18 protein-coding genes are annotated in these 19396 nt (G+C 66.8%); 8 read left to right on the plus strand and 10 right to left on the minus strand.

Features of this window, described 5'->3' with window-relative positions:
* Positions 1-2: 2 nt before the first annotated feature.
* The 10 genes from RLQ26_04230 to RLQ26_04275 form a co-directional block, all read right to left on the minus strand.
* Complete coding sequence (locus RLQ26_04230) at positions 3-1181, minus strand: MFS transporter (protein MEQ9087930.1); 1179 nt, start codon at positions 1179-1181, stop codon at positions 3-5.
* Positions 1182-1282: 101 nt separating this feature from the next.
* Positions 1283-3163 (minus strand): DNA mismatch repair endonuclease MutL, encoded by a 1881-nt coding sequence (gene mutL / locus RLQ26_04235; GenBank protein ID MEQ9087931.1) that lies wholly within the window; start codon positions 3161-3163, stop codon positions 1283-1285.
* On the minus strand, positions 3160-4479 hold the full coding sequence (locus RLQ26_04240) for a glucose-6-phosphate isomerase (protein MEQ9087932.1): 1320 nt from the start codon (positions 4477-4479) through the stop codon (positions 3160-3162). The genes mutL and RLQ26_04240 overlap by 4 nt, the downstream gene beginning before the upstream one ends.
* A gap of 92 nt (positions 4480-4571) precedes the next feature.
* Entirely contained in the window at positions 4572-5912 is a 1341-nt protein-coding gene (locus RLQ26_04245; protein MEQ9087933.1) for a pitrilysin family protein, read from the minus strand.
* A gap of 16 nt (positions 5913-5928) precedes the next feature.
* Positions 5929-7428 carry a pitrilysin family protein gene (locus RLQ26_04250; GenBank protein MEQ9087934.1) on the minus strand — a complete coding sequence of 500 codons (1500 nt, stop codon included), beginning with the start codon at positions 7426-7428 and terminating at the stop codon, positions 5929-5931.
* Positions 7429-7463: 35 nt separating this feature from the next.
* Positions 7464-8387, minus strand: a complete 924-nt coding sequence (locus RLQ26_04255) for a DUF3035 domain-containing protein (GenBank protein ID MEQ9087935.1) — start codon at positions 8385-8387, stop codon at positions 7464-7466.
* A 128-nt stretch (positions 8388-8515) separates the two neighbouring features.
* Entirely contained in the window at positions 8516-9040 is a 525-nt protein-coding gene (lspA, locus tag RLQ26_04260) for a signal peptidase II (protein ID MEQ9087936.1), read from the minus strand.
* On the minus strand, positions 9037-11892 hold the full coding sequence (gene ileS / locus RLQ26_04265; protein MEQ9087937.1) for an isoleucine--tRNA ligase: 2856 nt from the start codon (positions 11890-11892) through the stop codon (positions 9037-9039). The genes lspA and ileS overlap by 4 nt, the downstream gene beginning before the upstream one ends.
* A gap of 98 nt (positions 11893-11990) precedes the next feature.
* A complete protein-coding gene (locus tag RLQ26_04270; GenBank protein ID MEQ9087938.1) occupies positions 11991-12980 on the minus strand; it encodes a bifunctional riboflavin kinase/FAD synthetase in 990 nt (329 codons plus the stop codon).
* Between the two features lie 93 nt (positions 12981-13073).
* A complete protein-coding gene (locus tag RLQ26_04275) occupies positions 13074-13517 on the minus strand; it encodes a MaoC family dehydratase (GenBank protein ID MEQ9087939.1) in 444 nt (147 codons plus the stop codon).
* A 296-nt stretch (positions 13518-13813) separates the two neighbouring features.
* Between RLQ26_04275 and RLQ26_04280 the strand changes: the two genes are divergently transcribed.
* The 8 genes from RLQ26_04280 to RLQ26_04315 all read left to right on the plus strand — a co-directional run bounded on the left by RLQ26_04280 (position 13814) and on the right by RLQ26_04315 (position 19396).
* Positions 13814-14068 (plus strand): hypothetical protein, encoded by a 255-nt coding sequence (locus RLQ26_04280; GenBank protein MEQ9087940.1) that lies wholly within the window; start codon positions 13814-13816, stop codon positions 14066-14068.
* 87 nt (positions 14069-14155) lie between these two features.
* The gene (locus RLQ26_04285; GenBank protein ID MEQ9087941.1) at positions 14156-14617 is read left to right on the plus strand and encodes an NUDIX hydrolase; all 462 of its coding nucleotides are present in this window, start codon (positions 14156-14158) and stop codon (positions 14615-14617) included.
* A 162-nt stretch (positions 14618-14779) separates the two neighbouring features.
* Positions 14780-15025: a hypothetical protein gene (locus RLQ26_04290; GenBank protein MEQ9087942.1), complete on the plus strand. Its 246-nt coding sequence runs from the start codon at positions 14780-14782 to the stop codon at positions 15023-15025.
* 51 nt (positions 15026-15076) lie between these two features.
* Positions 15077-16363, plus strand: a complete 1287-nt coding sequence (locus RLQ26_04295) for an MFS transporter (GenBank protein ID MEQ9087943.1) — start codon at positions 15077-15079, stop codon at positions 16361-16363.
* A gap of 138 nt (positions 16364-16501) precedes the next feature.
* The gene (locus RLQ26_04300) at positions 16502-17404 is read left to right on the plus strand and encodes a hypothetical protein (GenBank protein MEQ9087944.1); all 903 of its coding nucleotides are present in this window, start codon (positions 16502-16504) and stop codon (positions 17402-17404) included.
* Between the two features lie 87 nt (positions 17405-17491).
* Positions 17492-17803, plus strand: coding sequence for an REDY-like protein HapK (locus RLQ26_04305; protein MEQ9087945.1), 312 nt, complete (start codon positions 17492-17494; stop codon positions 17801-17803).
* An 87-nt stretch (positions 17804-17890) separates the two neighbouring features.
* Positions 17891-18616, plus strand: coding sequence for a DUF6134 family protein (locus tag RLQ26_04310; protein MEQ9087946.1), 726 nt, complete (start codon positions 17891-17893; stop codon positions 18614-18616).
* 9 nt (positions 18617-18625) lie between these two features.
* Positions 18626-19396, plus strand: a complete 771-nt coding sequence (locus tag RLQ26_04315) for an SDR family NAD(P)-dependent oxidoreductase (protein ID MEQ9087947.1) — start codon at positions 18626-18628, stop codon at positions 19394-19396.

The following is a 19396-nucleotide window of genomic DNA, read 5'->3' on the forward strand; positions in this document are numbered from 1 at the left end:
CCTTACCCCGCCCTCAACCGGCGGCTCGCGAGAAACGCCAGCATGAATGCCGGGACCATAATCAGGGCACCGGACAGATAAGGCCCGTCCGGCCCCAGCCCGACGAAGATGAACCCGGCCCAGGCGGGTCCCAGCACCCGCGCGAGGCTGGAGGCCGATTGCGATATGCCCAGTACGCTGCCCTGCATTTCGGACGGGCTGTTGCGCGAGATGAGCGCCGAGAGGGCCGGACTGGCGAAGCTGATCCCGGCCGCCATCAGACCCATCGCGGTATAGGCGCCGGCGGGTGTTTCAGTCTGCGTCACCGCGAACAGGCCGAAGCCGAGCACGAGACTGCCCAGGAGCACGAGATTGGCTTCGCCCATGAGACGCGTCAGCGGCCCGATGGCGCCGCCCTGGATGAGGGCCGCGAGCAACCCGGCCACGCCAAAGGCGGTCCCGACCTGACGCGGCCCCCAATCGAGCCGGCGCTCGGCCCAGAGGGCGTAGGTCGATTCCATGCCCGCAAAGACAAAGGTGAAAATGAAGAACAGCACGATCAAGAGGCCCAGCACGGGCAGGTGCAATGCGCGACCGAGCTCGGCCAGCCGGCCGGCTGGCGTGAGGCCCCGGAAGGCGGCCGCGCGTTTGTCCGCCGTCCAGGATTCCCTGAGCAGCGTCAGTGTCATCACGACCGCAACACTGGAAAGCCCCGCGGCAACCAGGAAGGGCGTGCGGAAATCCGCCTCGCTTGCACTGGGGCCGCCCAGAAGCCCGCCGATAATGGGGCCGAAGATAAAGCCGAGGCCGAAGGCGGCGCCGATCAGCCCCATGCCGCGCGAGCGTTGCTCGGGCCGCGTAACGTCGGCGACATAGGCCATGGCGGCGGCGATGTTGCCGGACATGAAGCCGCTGGCGGCCCTGGCCGCGAACAGCATCCAGAGATCGGTCGCAAACGCCATCCAGAGATAGGCCGCCGCCGTGCCGAGGACCGAGGCCGCCAGCACGGGCTTGCGACCGATCCGATCCGACAGGCGCCCCCAGAACGGGGCGGCGATGAACTGCGCGACCGAGAATGTGGCCATCAAAAGGGTCACGACATCGGGCGCGGCGCCGAAATGTTCGGCGTAATAGGGCGCCAGCGGGATGATGATGCCAAACCCGAGAAGATCAACGAAAACGATCAGAAGCAAAATAGGCATGAATTAGGACTGGAAAAATGCCCGAGACAGGATTGGCAGTGTTGCGGTAACGGGGAGCGGCGCGCCCGTGCGGGTGACCGGTGCCTGGACCATACGCAAGATCAGCGCCGACCGAAAAGCTTTTCGATATCCTTGAGTTTGAGCTCGATGAAGGTGGGCCGGCCGTGGTTGCACTGGCCGGAATGGGGCGTCGCTTCCATTTCGCGCAGAAGCGCGTTCATTTCCGCCAGGCTGAGGCGGCGGCCGGCGCGCACGCTGCCGTGACAGGCGAGGGTGCCGCAGACATCCTGTAACTTTTCCTTGAGCGACAGCATCTCACCCAGCCCGCGCAACTCATCGGCCAGATCCCGGACGAGGCCCTGAATATCTGCCTCACCGAGCAGCGCCGGCATTTCCCGCACGACGACAGCGCCAGCGCCAAAGGCCTCGATCGCGAGCCCGAGCTCGCCCAATTCGTCCGCCCGGGCGACGAGACGGGCACAATCCTCCTCGTCCATCTCGATAATCTCGGGCAACAGCAATCCCTGACGCGGCACGCCTCCCGCGGCGAGGTGGCGTTTCATGCGCTCATAAACGAGGCGTTCGTGTGCCGCATGCTGATCGACGATCACGAGACCGTCACGCGTCTGGGCGACGACATAGGTCTCGTGCACCTGCCCGCGCGCCGCGCCAAGCGGGTAGTCGGTCGCTGGCGGGGTATCGACAGACCCGTCATGCCCGAGCCCGGCGCGGGAATCGGCCTGAGGCGCCAGCGCGATCGCATCGCCCAATGTTGCCGTAGTACCGCCAGCTCCCGGGCTGGCGGGACCGGTTCCTGGATCCCGGCCGTACGCCGCCCCGGGCCCTTCGGCCAGGCCGGGTCGCGACGACGAGGCAGGCGCTGGCCCTTCGCGGTAAAAAGCGCCGAGCGCCGCCTCGGCCGCCGTCGTCGATGTCCGGTGGCCGGCCGCGGCCAGCGCCTGGCGGAGAGCGCCGACGATCAGGCTGCGCACGAGTGCGTTGTCGCGAAACCGCACCTCGGCCTTGGCCGGATGCACGTTGACATCCACCTGATCCGCCGGCAGGTCGAGAAAGAGGGCCACCAGGGGGTGACGGTTGCGCGCGAGAAAATCCTGGTACGCGCCGCGCACGGCACCAAAAAGCAATTTGTCGCGCACTGGCCTGCCGTTCACGAAGAGATACTGCCGATCGGCCAGCGCGCGGTTCAGCGTGGGCAGGCCGGCGAAGCCGGACAGGCGTACGGGTCCCCGCGACGCCTCGATGGCGAGCGCGTTCTCGCCGAACTCGCGACCCATAATTTCCGCCAGGCGCGTCCGTCGGCTTTCGAGAAGATCGCCGGTGCCCGCGTTGTATTGCCGGGGCAACTTGTCATCGAGACGCAGCGAAAAGCCGATTTCGGGATGCGCCATGGCAAGCCGCTGAACGACATCGACCGCATTTGCCTGTTCCGCCCTTTCGCTCTTGAGAAATTTGAGCCGCGCCGGCGTCGCGAAAAAAAGGTCGCGCACCTCGATCCGCGTGCCCGCGACAAGACGGGCCGGGCGCTGATCGCCGATCCGCCCGCCCTCCACCGAAACCTGCCACGCGCCGTCTCCGCCCGTGCCCCCGCGGGTCCGGCTGGTCAGGGTGACCCGGGCCACGGCGGCTATCGAGGGCAGCGCCTCGCCACGAAAGCCGAAGCTCGAAATATCGAAGAGATCGTCGTTCTCCAGCTTGGAGGTGCAATGGCGCTCGAGCGCGAGACACATGTCCTCGGCCGTCATGCCGGCGCCGTCATCGGTGACCGCGATCAGGCTGCAGCCGCCATTGCGGATCGCAATATCCACCTTTCGCGCCCCCGCATCGATCGCGTTCTCCACCAACTCCTTGATGACGGAGCCGGGGCGCTCGATCACTTCGCCGGCGGCGATGCGGTTGATCGTCGCCTCCGACAGGCGGCGGATACGGGCTCGCGCGGGGCTGGCGGACGCGGGATCGGTCATCGTCGAGCCTGCTCGCGCAGATATTCGCGGGCCAGCACCTTGCCCTCCTCGACCGCCGGCTGATCGAACGGGTCGACCCCGAGTAGCTCGGCCGCAAAAACCGTCTCAAGCATGAAATGCATGAGCAGCCCGCCGAGGGTCCGGGCCGACAGCGCGTCTATCTCGAACACGCGGACCGGGTGGCCGCGCTTGATAAGGGTTTCGGCCGTGGCGCGCTGCTCGGCCGCCATCAGATCGCCCATGGTCCGGCCGCCAAGATACGCCAGATCCGAATCCGCCTCCGCCCAGTCGGGTCCGATGCGACGGCCGGTCCCGCCCATCGCGGCCTGGATCATCGTCACCACCTTGTCGGCCGGCCCGTCGAGATAAAGCTGCAACTGGCTGTGCTGGTCCACCGCGCCCCGGGCCGCGATGGGAGTGAGCCCCTTGCCGTTCTTGCCCAGACTTTCCGCCCAGAGCTGGCGGAACCAGAGGGCGAAGGGAAACAGCACGTCGATATACGGCATCAGGACCGACTGGCTGCGCCTGCGCCCTTCCGCCAGCCCCACCAGAAGCGCCGCGCCGGCGGCGGGCGGCGCATCCAGCGCGGACGCGGCCGAGAGAGTTTCGTCGAGAACGAGCGCGGCCCCCTCGCGCAGCGCCCGCCCGTCCACACCATGGATGAAGGCGGGCAGGAGCCCCACCAGGGAGAGGATGGAAAACCGCCCACCCACCGCAGGGTCGTGATCCAGGACGGGGAAGCCGAGCCGTGCGGCCGCGCGGCGAAGTGGCGAGGCGTCCGGCACCGTGATGGCCACGAAGTGATCCGCCGCCTCTCTCCCGGTTGCCGCTTGCCGCCAGTGATCGAAGACAATTGCGAACTGGCACAGCGTTTCCGCCGTGGAGCCCGATTTGGAAACGACGAGATAGCCTGTTCTCGCCGGGTCGATCCGGGCGAGGACCGTCTCGATGCCGTCCGGATCGATGTTGTCGAGGAAATGCAGTCGCGGCCCGCCGGCACCCGGCAGCGCGCAGAGCGTCCGGGCGCCGAGGCTGGAGCCGCCGGTCCCCAGCACCACCACATCCGCCATATCGCGCCGAAACCGGTCGGCCAGGGAACGAAGGGCCGCCAGATCGTCGCTTCGCGTGGGCAGGCGCAGCATGGGGAGTCTGTTGCGGTCATGCTCGTCCTGAAGGCGGGCTAGCCGAGCCGAGAGGCGCGCCTCATAGCGGACGAGATCGGACCTCGCGAGACCCCCTGCCCCGAGCCGCTCCGAAAGGCATCCCTCCACGCGCATGAGATAGGGCAGGCTGTCGAAACCGGACTCGGACGTCATGGCAGATGGCTTTCAGGTCAGCGCGCCGCAGGGGCGGAGGCCCAACTTAGCAGAGCCGGGACGGCCGATCACCCGTTCCGGGAGCGCGCGTTTCACTCCGGCGCGGAAGGCAGGGCCAGCGATTGCGCATCGTCGAGGTTTTCGGGCTCGCCGGCCACCACGAAGGTGAGCGCGCCGGGGGCCAGGAGACGCTTCGCGACGCGCTGAAGATCGGCCAGGCTAACGCCCTCGATCAGGGCGTTGCGCCGGTCCATGTAATCGATGCCAAGGTCATTGCGCTGCATCATCAGCACCATGTCGGCAATCTTGCCCGTGCTGGTCAGTCTGAGCGGAAAGGAGCCGGTCAGGTAGGTGATGGCATCCGCACGCTCGCTCTCCGTCACACCGCCGGACTGCAACTTCTCCCACTCCTCGCGGATGATGGCGATGGTCTCGGCCACCCGCGCGTTTTCCGTCGCCACATTGCCAATCATCAGCGGCGCCTGGTCGAGCGGCACGAGATAGGTGCTGATCCCGTAGGCGAGGCCGCGCTTCTCCCGCACCTCCTCCATAAGACGGGCTGCGAACCCGCCCCCGCCCAGGATATAATTGAGTACATAGGCGGCGTAGAAATCCGGGTCATCGCGCGCGATCCCGCGATGGCCGAAAATCACGACGCTTTGCGGCCGGTCGCGCCGCACGACCAGCGCCCCGCCGTCTTCCGATATGCTGGCCCGCGGGACGTCGCCCGCCGCCGGTCTCTCGCGCAACGCCCCGAACGTCTCATCGAGCAGTCCGCCCAGTTCGGCCGGCGTGATGTCGCCCGCCACGGCAATCATCAAATTCTCGCGCGCGAAACGGTCTTTGACGAGGGCGCGCAGGTCCTCGACCGTGATGTCCGAGATGGTCTCGGGCGTCCCTTCCGCCGGCCGGCTGTACGGATGATCACCCAGCATCGCGCGGTACCAGCCCCGGCTTGCGATAACATCGGGATCCTGGGCACGCTGGCGAAGCCGGGCGATGATTTCGGCGCGCTTGCGTTCCACCACATCTGATTCGAAGCGCGGGTCCGTCAGGGCGAGGCGCAGCAGGTCGAAGGCGGCGGCCCGATTGGCCGAAAGGGTGCGCAACTCGCCCGTGACCTCGTCGGGCCCGGCCGAAAAGCCGAGATCGACGGCGAGCTCCTCGAGCCGCGCCTGAAAGGCCTGGGAATCGAGCGGCCCGGCGCCCTCGTCGAGCAGAACCGTGGCGAAAGAGGCGAGCCCGCCCTTGTCCGCCGGATCGAGTGCCGCCCCCCCTTTGAAGGCAAAGCGGAGAGATATGACAGGCAGGCTGTGATCCTCGACCAGCCAGGCCTCGATCCCGCCCGGGCTGACCACACGCTCGACCGGAACGGCGGCCGCGGCCGGCCAGGCCAGCAACAGCGCAACGAGGACAGGGACAAGGCGCTTCATCCGGGTTTTCCTCCGGTCACGGCAGTGCCGGGGCCGGGGCCGGGGCATCGGCGGTCGCGACCGGCACCAGATACCCCGTCACCGAGGCGAACGGCACGAGAATGCGCTTCGCCACACGCTGCACGTCTGCCGGCGTGACCGCCGAAATCCCCGCAACCCAGCCGGAGACGTCGTCCATCGTGCCACCCGTCGAGAGCGTGACGCCGAAGACGCGGGCCAGCGCAAACAGGCTGTCCTGGGCGTAGATGGCAGAGGCCTGCATCTGGCCGACGGCCCGGGCCACCTCGGTTTCGCTGACGCCATCGCTCTTGATGTCGTCCAGAATTCCGGCCATCCCCGATTCGAGCGCCGCCAGCTCGACCCCGGGCCGCGGCGAAAGGGAAAGCCAGAACGTGCCCAGATCGCGCGCTTCGCCGTCGTAATAAGCGCTCGCGCCGGCGGCGAGGCCGGCATCGATCGCCAGTTCGGTATAGAGCCGGCTGGTCGGGCCGCCGCCCAGAATATGGGCCAGCACTTCGGCCGCGAAAGCATCGTTGCCGGCATCGGGCACGCGATCAGCCGAACGATAGGACGGAGCCAGATAGGCGCGATTGAGCCGGGGCAGGCTGACCTCGGCGCTTTCGATCGTGACCTCGCGGATCGCATCGCCCGCGGGTTCCCGAGGCCGTTCGCGCGCCGGCAGGTCAGAGGGGGCATGACCGCCGTAATACTTACGTGCAAGCGGCAGAACCTCCTCCAACGTCACATCGCCCGCGACGACGAGAATGGCGTTGTTGGGGGCGTAATATCGGCGGTAGAAGGCGAGCGCGTCTTCTTGCGTCAGCGCCGCCACCTCGGGCGCCCAACCGATGATGGGCCCGCCATAGGGATGATTGACGAACAGCGCCGCCATCATCTGTTCGCGCAGCCGGCTGGCGGGCTCGTTGTCGATCCGTTGGCGCCTCTCCTCCAGGATCACGTCCCGCTCGGTCATGACTGTTTCGGCGTCGAGACGCAGATTGCGCATCCGGTCGGCCTCCAACTCCATCACCCGTGCAAGCCGGTCGCGCGCGACGCTCTGGAAATAGGCGGTGTAGTCCTGGCTGGTGAAGGCATTATCCCGCCCGCCGAGACGGGCCACGATGCGCGAGAATTCGCCCGGCGCGATTTTTTCAGTCCCCTTGAACATGAGATGTTCGAAGAAATGGGCGATCCCCGATTGCCCCGGCGCCTCGTCGGCCGAGCCCACCTGGTACCAGACCATGTGCGTGACGACGGGCGAGCGATGGTTCGGAATTACGACGATGCGAAGCCCGTTCTCGAGCACCGCGCTCTCCGCGCCGAAATCGATTTTGGAGATGTCGAGCCGGGCCGGCACGGCCGCGGTCGCCGGCGAGGCGCCCATGGCCGGCGGCGCGCCGTCTGTCGCGAATGCGGGGGCGACCGGGAGGGTTGCGGCGGCGAGCAGGCCGCCGACAAGGGGGCTCAGCCAGGGCCTGGGACGGTGCGGTCGTGCTCGGCGGGCCGGTCGGCGCATTCGATACTTTCCGTAAGCGCTTGTGGTCGAGCGCTCTAATTTCCCCCGGCTTCCGCGGCCGACGCGGCCGCGCGGGCAAGCAGCGCCCGTTCGCCGGCCGATTGCCCGCCCGTCGCCGCAGGTACCGGGATGGGGGGATTTTGCGCGGGGCCAGGCTGATAGGCCTGGGGCGCCGGGTAGGCCGGATACGCTTGGGGTGCCGGGTAGGCCTGGGGCGCCGGATATGCCTGGGGCGGCGCAGGATAGGGCTGGGGCGCACCATAGCCGTAGCCGGCCCCATAGCCCGAGGATGGCATCGCGCCGTAGCCGGAAGACGGGGTCACGCCGCCATACCCGCTTCCGGGCGTGTCGTATGATGACGAGGGCAGAACCGGTGCGGGGGGCTGGTACTGATAGGGCTGGGTATAATACTGCGTGTAGGGGTTCTGGTACGGCTGAGCCTGATAGTCCGGATAGCCCTGATTGTCCGGGGCCGGCGCCTGGGCGATCTCCGTGCCCGGATGGGCCGGCGCCTCACCGATCTCACCGGGCTGGCCCGGCGCGGCCTGTGCGCCGTCCGTCGCCTGCCGCGCGACCCGGTCCGAGCGGATCTGGCCTTCCGGAGCGATATAGCCGGCCTGGGCCTTGATCTGGGCCAGGCGTTCGGCCGGACTGCCCGAGCCCTGCAGCGAGCCGCTTCTGAGCGCCCGTTCGTCACGCGCCAATCGGTCCGATTCAGTGACATCCGTTGGCGGGCGCATCTCGAAATCTGGCGGAATAGCGAGCGGGGGCACCTCGACGACCTGCGATTCATCGGGTCCGGAGCGCTTTTCACCCAGGACAACGCGACGCAATTCGCCGCACCCGCCGAGCACCAGGGCGGCCGCTACCAGCACCGGAAAGAATTGGCGGCTTGAGCGCCGGCCGGCGGGCGTCGCGGCGATGGTATCCGTCTCGCGGAAAACTCGCTTGGTCGTCATCGGTCTTTCCCTCTTCTCGCCCGTTTTTCCACTCGCCCAAGGACCTTTCGCCAGCCCTTCGCCCATCATCCCTGTCGCCGGGCGGCCCCATCGTAGGCTGAAACCCGCCCCCGCGCGAGGGACTCCCCTCATTTAGGGGTCCGCGCGCCCACATAAAAGGCTTCGATCAGGATCAGTATCACGCCAGTGGTAATGCAAAAATCAGCCAAATTAAAGGCGGGCCAATGGAACCCCGCCAGGTGGAAATCGAGAAAATCAGCCACCGCGCCGAAGCGGAGCCGGTCGATCACATTGCCCAATGCGCCGCCCGCGACCAGCCCCGTGCCGGCCGCGATCCAGCCATTCGCCCGGCCGACCCGGGCGAGACGGACCAGCCAGAGGATGAGCCCCGTCACGATGGCAAGGGCGAGGCCGGTCAGGAGCCAGGGAGCGCGAGGATCGTCCGACGCGAACAGGCTGAAGCTCACACCCGGATTCCAGGCGAGGACGAGATTGAAGAACCCGGTGACCTCGATCACGCGCGGCGGGCGCATCACCTGTTCGAGAATGATGTATTTGCTCGCCTGATCCAGCAGAACGACGAGTGCCGCCAGAAGAGCCGCCGTCGTGACCGGGCCGGGCCGGGTCCCCGCGCGGCATATCGGGCCGGTCATGCGCGTCGGTCTTTCGCGGACCCGTCCGGCGCCGAGATTTCCGCCACCGCCTCCCGGCACCGCCCGCATAACGCGCCCGCCTCCGACACTTCGGGAAGGATGCGCCAGCACCGACCGCATTTCTCGCCCGCCGCCCGGCGCGGCCAGACCGTGACCCCGCTGACATCGGGGAGTGTAAACCCGTCATCCGGCTGGGCTCTGTCCGGCGGACGGACATCGATGTCCGAAGCGATCGAGACCTCTGCGAGATCGACACCCTCCAGCGCCTCCAGATAGGCGCTCTCGACGGTGACCAGCGGGGCTGCTTCGAGCGACGAGCGAAGGCGCTTCTCCGCCCGTTCGCGTTCGAGCGCGCCGGTCACGACGCGACGCAGGTCGCGCACCCGCGCCCATTTTGCCGCCAGCGCATCATCGCGCCAGCCCGTACCGGGGGCTTCGAAAGTTTCGAGATGGACGCTGACATCCTCACCATCGCCATAGCGCGTGAGCCAGGCTTCCTCGGCCGTGAAGCAGAGTACCGGCGCCAGCCAGCGCACAAGGAAACGGAACAGAATGTCGAGCACGGTTTGCGCCGATCGCCGGCGCAGGCTGGACGGGGCATCGCAATACAGCGCGTCCTTGCGAATATCGAAATAGAAGGCGGAAAGGTCGACGGTGCAGAAATTGTGCAACTCGTGATAAAAGCCGTGGAAATCATAGACCGCAAAGGACCGGCGCATCAGCGCGTCGAGCTCCCACAGCCGGTGCAGCACCCAGCGCTCCAGTTCGGGCATGTCGACGATCTGGACCGCGCCGCCAGCGTCATATCCGTCGAGATTGCCCAGCAGATAGCGCAGCGTGTTACGCAGCCGGCGGTAGTAATCCGCATGCTGCTTGACGATATCCGGGCCGACCCTCAGATCCTCGGTGTAATCCGAGAGCGCCACCCAGAGCCTGAGCACATCGGCGCCGTGCTGGGCGACCACATCCTGGGGCGGGGTATCGTTGCCGCGCGACTTCGACATCTTGTAGCCCTGCTCGTCGAGCAGGAAGCCATGGGTCAGGACCTGTTCATACGGCGCGCGGCCGCGCGTGCCGCAGGATTCGAGAAGGGAAGACTGGAACCAGCCGCGATGCTGGTCCGAGCCCTCTAGATACAGCGTCGCGGGCCAGGCGAGCTCGTCACGCGCCTCGAGGACGAAGCTGTGCGTGACACCACTGTCGAACCACACATCCAGAATATCGAAGACCTGCTCGAAATCGGCCGGATCATACTCGGGCGCAAGAAACCGCTCGGCCGGGCTGGCGAACCAGGCATCCGCGCCTTCCGCCTCGACCGCCTCGGCGATCCGATCCAGCACCTTCTGGTCGCGCAGCGGCGCACCGGTTTCCTTGTTCGCGAACACCGTGATGGGCACGCCCCAGGCGCGCTGGCGCGAGACACACCAGTCTGGCCTGGTCGCCACCATGGACCGAAGGCGGTTGCGCCCGCCTTCGGGGAAGAAGGCGGTCGCGTCGATGGCGGCAAGCGCACGCTCGCGGAGATTGTTCGCCGACATCGAGATGAACCATTGCGGCGTGGTGCGATAGATGAGCGGCGCCTTGGAGCGCCAGGAATGGGGATAGCTGTGGCGGAGCTTCCCCTGCGCCAGCAGGTGGCCGCTTGCTCGTAGCGCCTCGACGATGGGCGCATCCGCCTTGAAGACATGAACACCGCCCACGATCGGAACATGTGCGTAGAACAGGCCGTCCGGCCCGACCGTCCGGGGGACTTCAAGGCCGAAGCGCTGGCCGACAACGAAATCCTCTTCGCCGTGGCCGGGCGCGGTGTGGACGAACCCCGTGCCCTGTTCGGTCGTGACATGCTCGCCCGGCAGAAGGGGCACGGTAAAATCGCCATAACCCTTTTCATGCAACGGATGGCGGCAGATGACCCCCTCGAGGTCAGCGCCCCGGTATCCGCCCAGCCGCCGCCAGCCGGTCACATGGCAGGCGGCCAGCACGTCATCAACCAGCGCCCGGGCGATCAGCAACCGGGCATGCGGCTTGGCCGTGGCGCCATCTTCGACCGAAGTCACCTCGACCAGCTCGTAATCGATCTCCTCGCCATAAGCGATGGCGCGGTTCCCTGGCATGGTCCAGGGCGTCGTCGTCCAGATGAGCACCTCGGCGCCGGCGAGCGCGGCCAGGGGTGTTTCCGCGACCGGAAACCCCACGTGGATGGTCGTCGACGTGTGATCGTGATACTCGACTTCCGCCTCGGCCAGCGCGGTCTTTTCCACCACCGACCACATGACGGGTTTTTCGCCGCGATAAAGCCCGCCATTCATGATGAACTTGCCAAGCTCGCGCACGATCTGCGCTTCCGCGGCAAAGGCCATGGTGGTGTAGGGGTTCTCCCAGTCACCCGTCACCCCGAGGCGCTGGAACTCATCCGACTGGACGCTGATCCATTTCTCCGCGAATTCTCGACATTCGCGCCGGAATTCGATCACCGGCACATCGTCCTTGTTTTTGCCCGCCGCCCGGTAGCGCTCCTCCACCTTCCATTCGATCGGCAGCCCGTGGCAGTCCCAGCCGGGCACGTAGACGGCGTTCTTCCCCAGCATCTGCTGCGAGCGATTGATCAGATCCTTGAGGACCTTGTTGAGCGCATGGCCCATATGCAAATGGCCGTTGGCGTAAGGCGGGCCGTCGTGCAGGATGAATTTCTCCCGCCCGGCAGCGCCTTTCAGGGTCCGCGCGCGGAGATCCATGGCAGCCCAGCGCGTCAGCAGCTCGGGCTCCCGCCCGGGCAGGTTCGCCTTCATGGGAAAATCGGTCCGAGGCAGGAAGACCGTTGACTTGTAATCGGGTTTTTTCTCGTCGGTCATGATGCGGCGGTCGGACAGCCCCTGGCGGAAGATCAGCGGAAAGTTGGACGAAAAGGGTCGGGCGGAAAATTCGGGCGAGGATTCATTCGAGCGAAGGTTCAGAGGAAAATTTCGCTTTGTATCGCGCTCGGGTCCAGCCCTTCCTCGTGCCTGCGGGCTAGCACGGCCCGTGCCCGCGCGCAATCCTTGGAAATCTGGGCTTTCAGCGCATCGAGCCCGTCGAATTTGACTTCGCCGCGGAGGAAATCAATCAGCTGGACGCGCAGGTGCTCGCCGTAAATGTCCGCATCGAAGCCGAAGAGATGCACCTCCAGCGAGCTATGCGCCGTGCCGATCGTGGGCCTTTTACCGAAATTGGCCACCCCGTCATACCAGACCGTTTCCTCCCCCCGGTCGACGCCGGCCCGCACGGCGTAGACCCCCATCGCGGGGCGGAGCTGCTCGTCGAGGAACAAATTCGCCGTCGGAAACCCGATCGTGCGGCCGCGCGCGTCGCCCTGTTCGACCCGGCCCTCCACTTCCCACCAGCGGCCAAGAAGGGCGGCGGCGGGACCGACCTCGCCCCTGCGCAGATATTCGCGCGCACGGGTCGAGGAATAGACCTCGCCATTCGGCCCCGCCACCGCTGATACCGCAGTCACGGTGAAGCCGTGGCTGTCCGCGCCGGCCATCAGTAAATCGGCGCTGCCACCGCGGTCGCGCCCGAAAACAAAGTCATAGCCCACGACCAGATGGCGGGCCTCGAGGCCGCCGGCCAGAACGTCGGTGATGAAGGCATCCGCCGTCAGGCCGGCGAGCGCGGCATCGAAATGAACGGCGACAAGAAATTCGACGCCAAGCGCCTCCATATACCTGGCCTTGAGGCGAAAGGGCGTGAGACGGAAGGGCGGCGCATCGGGCTGGAAATGACGCCTCGGGTGGGGCTCGAAGGTGAGGACGGAAAACCTGAGCCCCTTCTCGCGGGCGGTTTCGCGGGCGGTCCTGATAACCTGCTGATGGCCGAGATGGACGCCGTCGAAATTACCCACCGCCACGCATCCGCCGCGGGCCTCCGGCGGCAGGCCGGTATGGTGGCGGAAGATCTTCATGCGCGCGGTCCTGGTGCGGTTCTCGGGGAATCGGGACGCCGGGCGTCTCTTATGAAGCCCGGCTTACTATCCGTCAATCTGCCGCCCGGCTCGTCAATCGGCGCGCGAGCGCACCATCAGCCTGGCCTCGCCCTCCAGCACCACCTTGTCCCCGACCGAACAGACGGTCGAGAAAACCGCGCGCTTCCGCGCCGGGTCGATTGCCGTGACCGTGACCTCGGTGACCACGGTGGCGCCGATCGGCACCGGGGCCTTGAAGCGCAAATCCTGGGAGACGTAGATCGCGCCGGGCCCCGGCAGCTTCATGCCGAGGACCGCCGAGATATGGCTCGCCGTGAGTATCCCGTGGACGATCGGCCGCTCGAACGGGGTCGTCGCCGCATAATCCGCATCCAGATGCACGGGGTTCATATCGCCCGAAATACTCGCAAACGTGGCAACATCGTTGGCGGTGATTTCCCGTGTCATCCGGGCGCTCTGACCGACCGACAGGTCCTCCAGGAAAAGCCCCGTATTCTGGGGCGCGAGGGTGTCCATATACGCATCTCCAATCTGGCGCTTTTGTAATCTGACGCTTCCGCAGGGCTGACGCTTCCACGGGGCCGGTCATTCCCGGCCCGCGCCCCGGCGGCACTCATATTTTTGCACCGCAAAAAGCGGCGCCACTATAGGAAAGCGGTCCGGGCGCGACAAGCGCCGGGGGACCCGAAAATCCCGCCATTTTCCCCCGTCCCCCGGCCGGCAAGGGCGCGCATTAACCGGATCGCAACCGGTATTTCCCAATACTGGGAGGTCAGCCCGGCAAGCCGGGCCGTAACGTCAGGGATCAGGACATGCTCGATTTCCAGAACCGCCGCCAGGGTCATGTTGTCTCGAAGATACCGCCCAAGGTGCCGAAGGTGAGGGAATTCGCCGAAATCACCATGCAGGACGGCGTTTCCATGGCGGGCTACGTCTTTGTCGAGGCGACCTTGCGGATTCAGGACCTGCTCAACGGCCCCAATCACTTTTTCCCCTTTATCAGCGAAACCGGCGAGATCCAGCTGATCAACAAGGCGCATGTGATCCGCGTCCGCCCGGCGGACTAGGCGCGCCGGCCAGACCCGCCCACTGGCTTCCCGGCTCGCCGCCCGCTATCCTCCCGGCCCGTCTTCCCCCCCCCCCGGGATGCCCCGATGCGCCGCGATTATCCGCCCCATCCCCTGCCAGCCGTCGGCGTCGTCGTCTGGCGTCAGGACCGGGTGCTGCTGGTGCGCCGGAATAAGCCACCCCGAGCCGGCGACTGGAGCCTGCCGGGCGGCGCGCAGCATCCGGGCGAGACGGTGCGCGAGGCGGCGATGCGCGAGGTCCGCGAAGAGACCGGGCTCGATATCGAGGTCGGGCGGCTGATCGATGTGGTGGATTTCATCGAACACGACGAGGCGGGGCAGGTCTGCTTTCACTACGTGCTGATCGATCTGGAGGGCGAGGCGCCGGTCGGCGAGGCGGTCGCGGGTGACGATGTCGGCGAGGTGTGCTGGGCAAGCCCCGCCGCGCTTGCCGATTTCGGCCTGTGGTCCGAGACGGTGCGGGTGATCGAGATATCGGCCCGGCGGCGGGCCGGCCGGTCACGCACGCAAGACGGAGAGAGGCCGTAATTTCCGCGCTCTCGCGAATGGAGCATTGCGCTCGCCGCCAAACAAAGCTTAGCTGGACCGATGATGACATCCTTTCCCCGCCAACTTCTCCCGGTCCTCCTGCTCCCCTTGCTTGTCTCGGCCTGCTGGCCGTGGGGCGAACCGCGATGGCGGCATCCGGGCGTGTCAGACGCGCAATTCGTCGAATACGTGCGCCAGTGCGAAGAGCGCGCCCAGGCGATCGTGGCGCGCGACAAGGAAATCGACTACGACCGCGAAATCTCTTCGCCGCCCGATTACGACCGTCGTGGAACCGGGGAATTGCAGGAGCAGATGACCGAACTGGGCTACGACAAGAGTTTCGACAAAATGGTCAATCGCTGCCTCGAAGGATACGGCTTCCGCAAGGTCCGCTCCTGGCCCTGGTAGCCCGCCCGCGAAATTTGGCCAGCATCCCAAGCCCCGGCCGGACCTGCACTCATGCCGCCGCCGTCATCCTCGCCAACCGCCACACCGCCCCAGGCTGACCCCCTGGCCGTCGCCGCGCGCGGCTTCGAACCGCGCCGGGCCCTGGTGCCGTTCCTCAGCCCCCGCTGGGCGATGCTGCTCGCGATCATCGCGAGTGCCGCCGTCGTCGGATTTGCCTTTGGCGCCCTCATCCCCCTGATCGCCATCCTGATGGAGCGCGCCGGCTATTCGGCCGGGATGATCGGGGCCAATGCCGCCGCCTCCACGCTGGCGATCCTCGTCCTCGCGCCAATGACGCCGCGCATCGCCCGACGCATCGGCACCCTGCCCGCGCTCTACCTGGGCATCGCCCTGATCGCGCTTCCCACCCTGCTGTTTCCATTCTGGACCGGGTTTACCGGATGGTTCGTGCTGCGCTTTATCGCCGGTATCGGTGTCGCGATCCATTGGGTGCTGAGCGAAACCTGGGTCAACTACCTGGCCGAAGCGCGGAACCGCGGCAAGGTGATCGCGCTATACGTCACCGTGCTGGCCAGCGGTTTCGCACTGGGCCCGATGGTGATCACCCTGACGGATCTGGATACCGGCTGGCCCTTCTGGACGATCGGTCTGGCGACCATCGCGGCCGCGCTTCCGCTCTTCGTGCTGGTCCGTCGGGCGCCCGATCTGTCGGGCCATGACACGGGCGCGTTCCGCCATATCCTCCGCGTGGCGCCCATCGTTGTGCTCGCGGGATTTCTCGCCGGAATCGCGGATAACGCCAGCTTCGTCCAGCTTCCCGTTTATGGCCTGATGACGGACACGGGCGAACGGTTTGCGCTTGCCATGATCTCGGTCTTCGTGGCCGGCAGCATTCTGCTGCAATGGCCGCTTGGCTGGCTCGCCGACCGCTTCGACAAGGCGCGGGTCCTGACCGCCGTCGCCGCGGGCGGCGCGGTGGGGGCGCTGACCCTGCCCTTCGTGAGCGGCAGTGTCTTGCTCTGGCCCCATCTTCTCGTCTGGGGCGGACTGGCGATCGGTCTTTACAGCCTTTCGCTCGCCTTGCTGGGCAGCGTGTTCGGACCCGGCGACCTGGCCCGGGCCAACGCAGTGTTCATCTTTGCCTATAACGCGGGCAATTTCATCGGCCCCATCGCGGGCGGCGTGGCGATGGACCGGATCGGCGCCACGGGATTGCCGATGGTCCTGTTCACGGTTTATGCGGGACTGGCGGTGGGCGCGGCGCTGATGGCGTCCCATCGGCACAGACGCCTGCCGCCGCCGCCCGCTATGCCGGGAAACCTGCCGGGCAACGACTAGACCCGGCCGGAGACGCGCGGGTCCTACCCCGGCGCCGGCCAATCTCCTATCCTTGCCGACGGCGAGGGGCGAGGCGAGACGAAGCAGGGAGAACTGGATGAGGCCGCGGGGTCATCCCTTTAACCGAACGGGGCGGGCGTGAACGAGAAATCGCAAGCGCCCGGCGCGCTGCCCGAAATTGCGGAAGCCGACGCAACCGGTACGACCAGGCGCATTTTCGAGGATTTCAAGCAGGTACTGGGGGTGCCCGCGGTCAATACGCTGCTGCGCCATTTCGCCACCATTCCGGGTTGCCTCGAATGGGTCTGGGCGGAATGGCGCCCGCTGTACCTCGAAGGCAGCCTCACCCGCGCCGCCACCCGGTTGCTGGCCGAAACCCCTGTTCCGCAAACCCGTCCGCTCGAACCGGGCGAGTATTCGGCCATCGGGCTGGATGACGAGGCCCGGGCCGGAATTGCGGCAGTCCTTGATTTTTATCTCCGGGCCAACCCGGTCAACCTGATCGCCCTCCTCTATCTTCTCGATCGCATCGACGGGCCAGGCGCGGCCCCGAGCCTGCCCGAGGAGGGTGCGCCCACAGGGCAACCGGCAGGCCCCCGGGCCGGGCCGCCGCTCCCGCCCCTCCGGCGCCTCGAGGACATGGCGCCGGCGACGGCGGACGCGGTGCGCCGCCTGACCGCGCTCGGCGCCGGCGAGCAATCGACCATGATCCCCGGCCTCTATCGCCATCTGGCCAACTGGCCGGGGCTGCTTCCGGCTCTGGCGGCGCCGCTGGCCACGATCAGCCGCTCCGGAGACATAGAGCGCGCGGCCGCGACAATGGAAGAGAACGCGCGCGCCTGCGCCCGTCGGCTCGGCCCCGAGACCCAGCCCGCACCCGCGGCCCTTTCGTGCTGTCCGCCCCCCCGGGGCCGGGCGCGGGACCGGTTTTTGGATTTCGCCCGCCCCTTTCCGCGCACCATCGCCCGCATGACAGTGACCGCGCGGGTGATCGACGCGCTTCTCGGCGGCGGGACCAACGGGCGGGAGACGCAAAATTGACCCGGCCGGGCGATGCGATGAGAATGGGCGCCCGCAGGCCGGCGCGGGCCGGCACATCAGTCCCGCAACATCCCAGGGAGATATGGAATGCAGAAATTCATGGTCGTGCTGTTCAACCTGAAACCGGGAGCGAGCGCGGACGAGTACGAAGCCTTCGCGGCGAGCGAGGACATGCCGGAGGTCAAGAAACTCTCATCGGTGACCGATATGGCGGTCAACCGGATCATCGGCACGATGGATGGCACTCCACCGCCGTACCAGTACGCTGAAATCATCACCATCAGTGACTTCGACAAGCTGGGTTCAGAAGCGCAGAGCGATAAGATCCAGGAAATCGCCGGCAAGTTCATGACCTTCGCGGACAAGCCCGTTTTCCTTCTCCTCGAACAGTTCTGCTGACGAACCCGGCACGGGGCTCATCCGGCCGGGCCCGGATTGCGTATCCTGTTGATGAGATGACAGGCGCTTCGGATCGGAGGGCAGCCCATGGCCGGGACACACGATTTTTCATATCGTCGCGCGCGGTTTGCGGCCCTTTTGACGGGCGCCCTCGCGGTGGCCGCCGTGGCCGCCGCCGCCGTTGCCCCCGTCGCCCCGGCCCGGGCGGCGGGCTGGGCCCTGCCCGAAAACGGCGAACTGGCCTTCGATGTGATGCGGGCGGGCGAGCCCATCGGCCGGCACGTGCTGACCTTTCACAATCCGGCCGAGGATGAATTGCGGGTCCGGATTGCGATCGATCTCGAGGTGCGTTTCATCGGCATCCCCGTCTTCCGTTACAGCCATCAGAGCCAGGAGGTCTGGCGGGACGGCCGGCTGGCGCGCCTGTCGACCCGCACGAATGACGATGGCCGGGAGTATTTCGTCGACGCGACCAAGGCAGTGACGGGTGGTGACGAAACTTCCGTCATCGAGATCCGGCATCCCGAGGGGACCGTCACGGCGCCGCCCGACATCGTGCCCACGAGTTACTGGAACCGCGCCATCCTGTCCCGGCCGCACCTGCTGAATACGCAGGACGGCCGCCTTCTCGATGTCGTCGTGGAGACTCTCGGCCTCGAGACCGTCACCGCCCGGGGTCAGATGCGCCGCGCCACCCGCTACCGTCTGACCGGCGATCTGCGCCTCGATCTCTGGTTCGACGATGGCGGGCAACTGGTGAAATTGCGTTTCGAGGACAAAAGCGGTACCGAGATCGACTACGTCCTTCGTTAGGAGAGCCGGATGAGTCCGTCCCTTCCACCCCCCGAGAAAGGCGCGGCCTGGATTACCGGCGCCAGTTCGGGCATCGGCCGCGCGCTCGCGCTCGCTCTTGCCAAGGAGGGCTGGCCCGTTGCCGCCAGCGCGCGCGGTCGCGCCGGGCTGGAAGATCTGTCCAGGGCGGGCGCCGGCCGGATCGCCCCCTGCCCGCTGGACGTGAGCGACCGGGCGGCGGTGAAGGATAGTCTGGCGGCGGTCGAGCGCGTCGCCGGGCCGGTGCATCTCGCCATTCTGGGCGCGGGCGCCTACAACCCGATGAACGCGTCCAGCCTCGACAGCGCCGAGTTCGCCCGCCAGATCGAGGTCAATCTCACGGGTCTGGTCAATTGCCTGGCTGAATTGCTGCCCGGCATGATGAACCGGGGCACGGGGCGGATAGCACTCCTCTCGAGTCCATCGGGCTACCGTGGACTGCCCAACAACGCGGCTTACGGCCCCGCCAAGGCGGCCGTCACCAATCTCGCGGAAAGTCTGAAGTTCGATCTCGACCGGGCGGGCGTCGATATCCGGGTGGTCCACCCGGGCTTCGTCCGCACGCCCATGACAGACAAGAACAATTTCAGGATGCCATTCCTGATGGAGCCGGACGAGGCGGCGGCGCGCATCCTCAGGGGGCTGGCCGGCACACGGTTCGAGATCGCTTTCCCGCGCCGCCTGATCTGGCCGATGAAATGCCTGCGTCTTCTGCCCGATCGTCTTTATTTTCCGGCCATCCGCCGGATCACCGGGCAATGA

The sequence above is a fragment of the Alphaproteobacteria bacterium genome (genome assembly GCA_040220875.1).
GTDB lineage: Bacteria > Pseudomonadota > Alphaproteobacteria > JAVJVX01 > JAVJVX01 > JAVJVX01.

What these genes read in the sequence shown, in the direction of transcription:
- RLQ26_04295 (MEQ9087943.1), top strand. Translation starts at nt 15,077, where the DNA reads ATGCCGCCGCCGTCATCCTCGCCAACCGCCACACCGCCCCAGGCTGAC.
- RLQ26_04250 (MEQ9087934.1), bottom strand. Translation starts at nt 7,428, where the DNA reads ATGCGCCGACCGGCCCGCCGAGCACGACCGCACCGTCCCAGGCCCTGG.
- RLQ26_04245 (MEQ9087933.1), bottom strand. Translation starts at nt 5,912, where the DNA reads ATGAAGCGCCTTGTCCCTGTCCTCGTTGCGCTGTTGCTGGCCTGGCCG.
- RLQ26_04305 (MEQ9087945.1), top strand. Translation starts at nt 17,492, where the DNA reads ATGCAGAAATTCATGGTCGTGCTGTTCAACCTGAAACCGGGAGCGAGC.
- RLQ26_04270 (MEQ9087938.1), bottom strand. Translation starts at nt 12,980, where the DNA reads ATGAAGATCTTCCGCCACCATACCGGCCTGCCGCCGGAGGCCCGCGGC.
- RLQ26_04255 (MEQ9087935.1), bottom strand. Translation starts at nt 8,387, where the DNA reads ATGACGACCAAGCGAGTTTTCCGCGAGACGGATACCATCGCCGCGACG.
- RLQ26_04275 (MEQ9087939.1), bottom strand. Translation starts at nt 13,517, where the DNA reads ATGGACACCCTCGCGCCCCAGAATACGGGGCTTTTCCTGGAGGACCTG.
- RLQ26_04240 (MEQ9087932.1), bottom strand. Translation starts at nt 4,479, where the DNA reads ATGACGTCCGAGTCCGGTTTCGACAGCCTGCCCTATCTCATGCGCGTG.
- mutL (MEQ9087931.1), bottom strand. Translation starts at nt 3,163, where the DNA reads ATGACCGATCCCGCGTCCGCCAGCCCCGCGCGAGCCCGTATCCGCCGC.
- RLQ26_04310 (MEQ9087946.1), top strand. Translation starts at nt 17,891, where the DNA reads ATGGCCGGGACACACGATTTTTCATATCGTCGCGCGCGGTTTGCGGCC.
- RLQ26_04285 (MEQ9087941.1), top strand. Translation starts at nt 14,156, where the DNA reads ATGCGCCGCGATTATCCGCCCCATCCCCTGCCAGCCGTCGGCGTCGTC.
- RLQ26_04280 (MEQ9087940.1), top strand. Translation starts at nt 13,814, where the DNA reads ATGCTCGATTTCCAGAACCGCCGCCAGGGTCATGTTGTCTCGAAGATA.
- RLQ26_04315 (MEQ9087947.1), top strand. Translation starts at nt 18,626, where the DNA reads ATGAGTCCGTCCCTTCCACCCCCCGAGAAAGGCGCGGCCTGGATTACC.
- ileS (MEQ9087937.1), bottom strand. Translation starts at nt 11,892, where the DNA reads ATGACCGACGAGAAAAAACCCGATTACAAGTCAACGGTCTTCCTGCCT.
- RLQ26_04230 (MEQ9087930.1), bottom strand. Translation starts at nt 1,181, where the DNA reads ATGCCTATTTTGCTTCTGATCGTTTTCGTTGATCTTCTCGGGTTTGGC.
- lspA (MEQ9087936.1), bottom strand. Translation starts at nt 9,040, where the DNA reads ATGACCGGCCCGATATGCCGCGCGGGGACCCGGCCCGGCCCGGTCACG.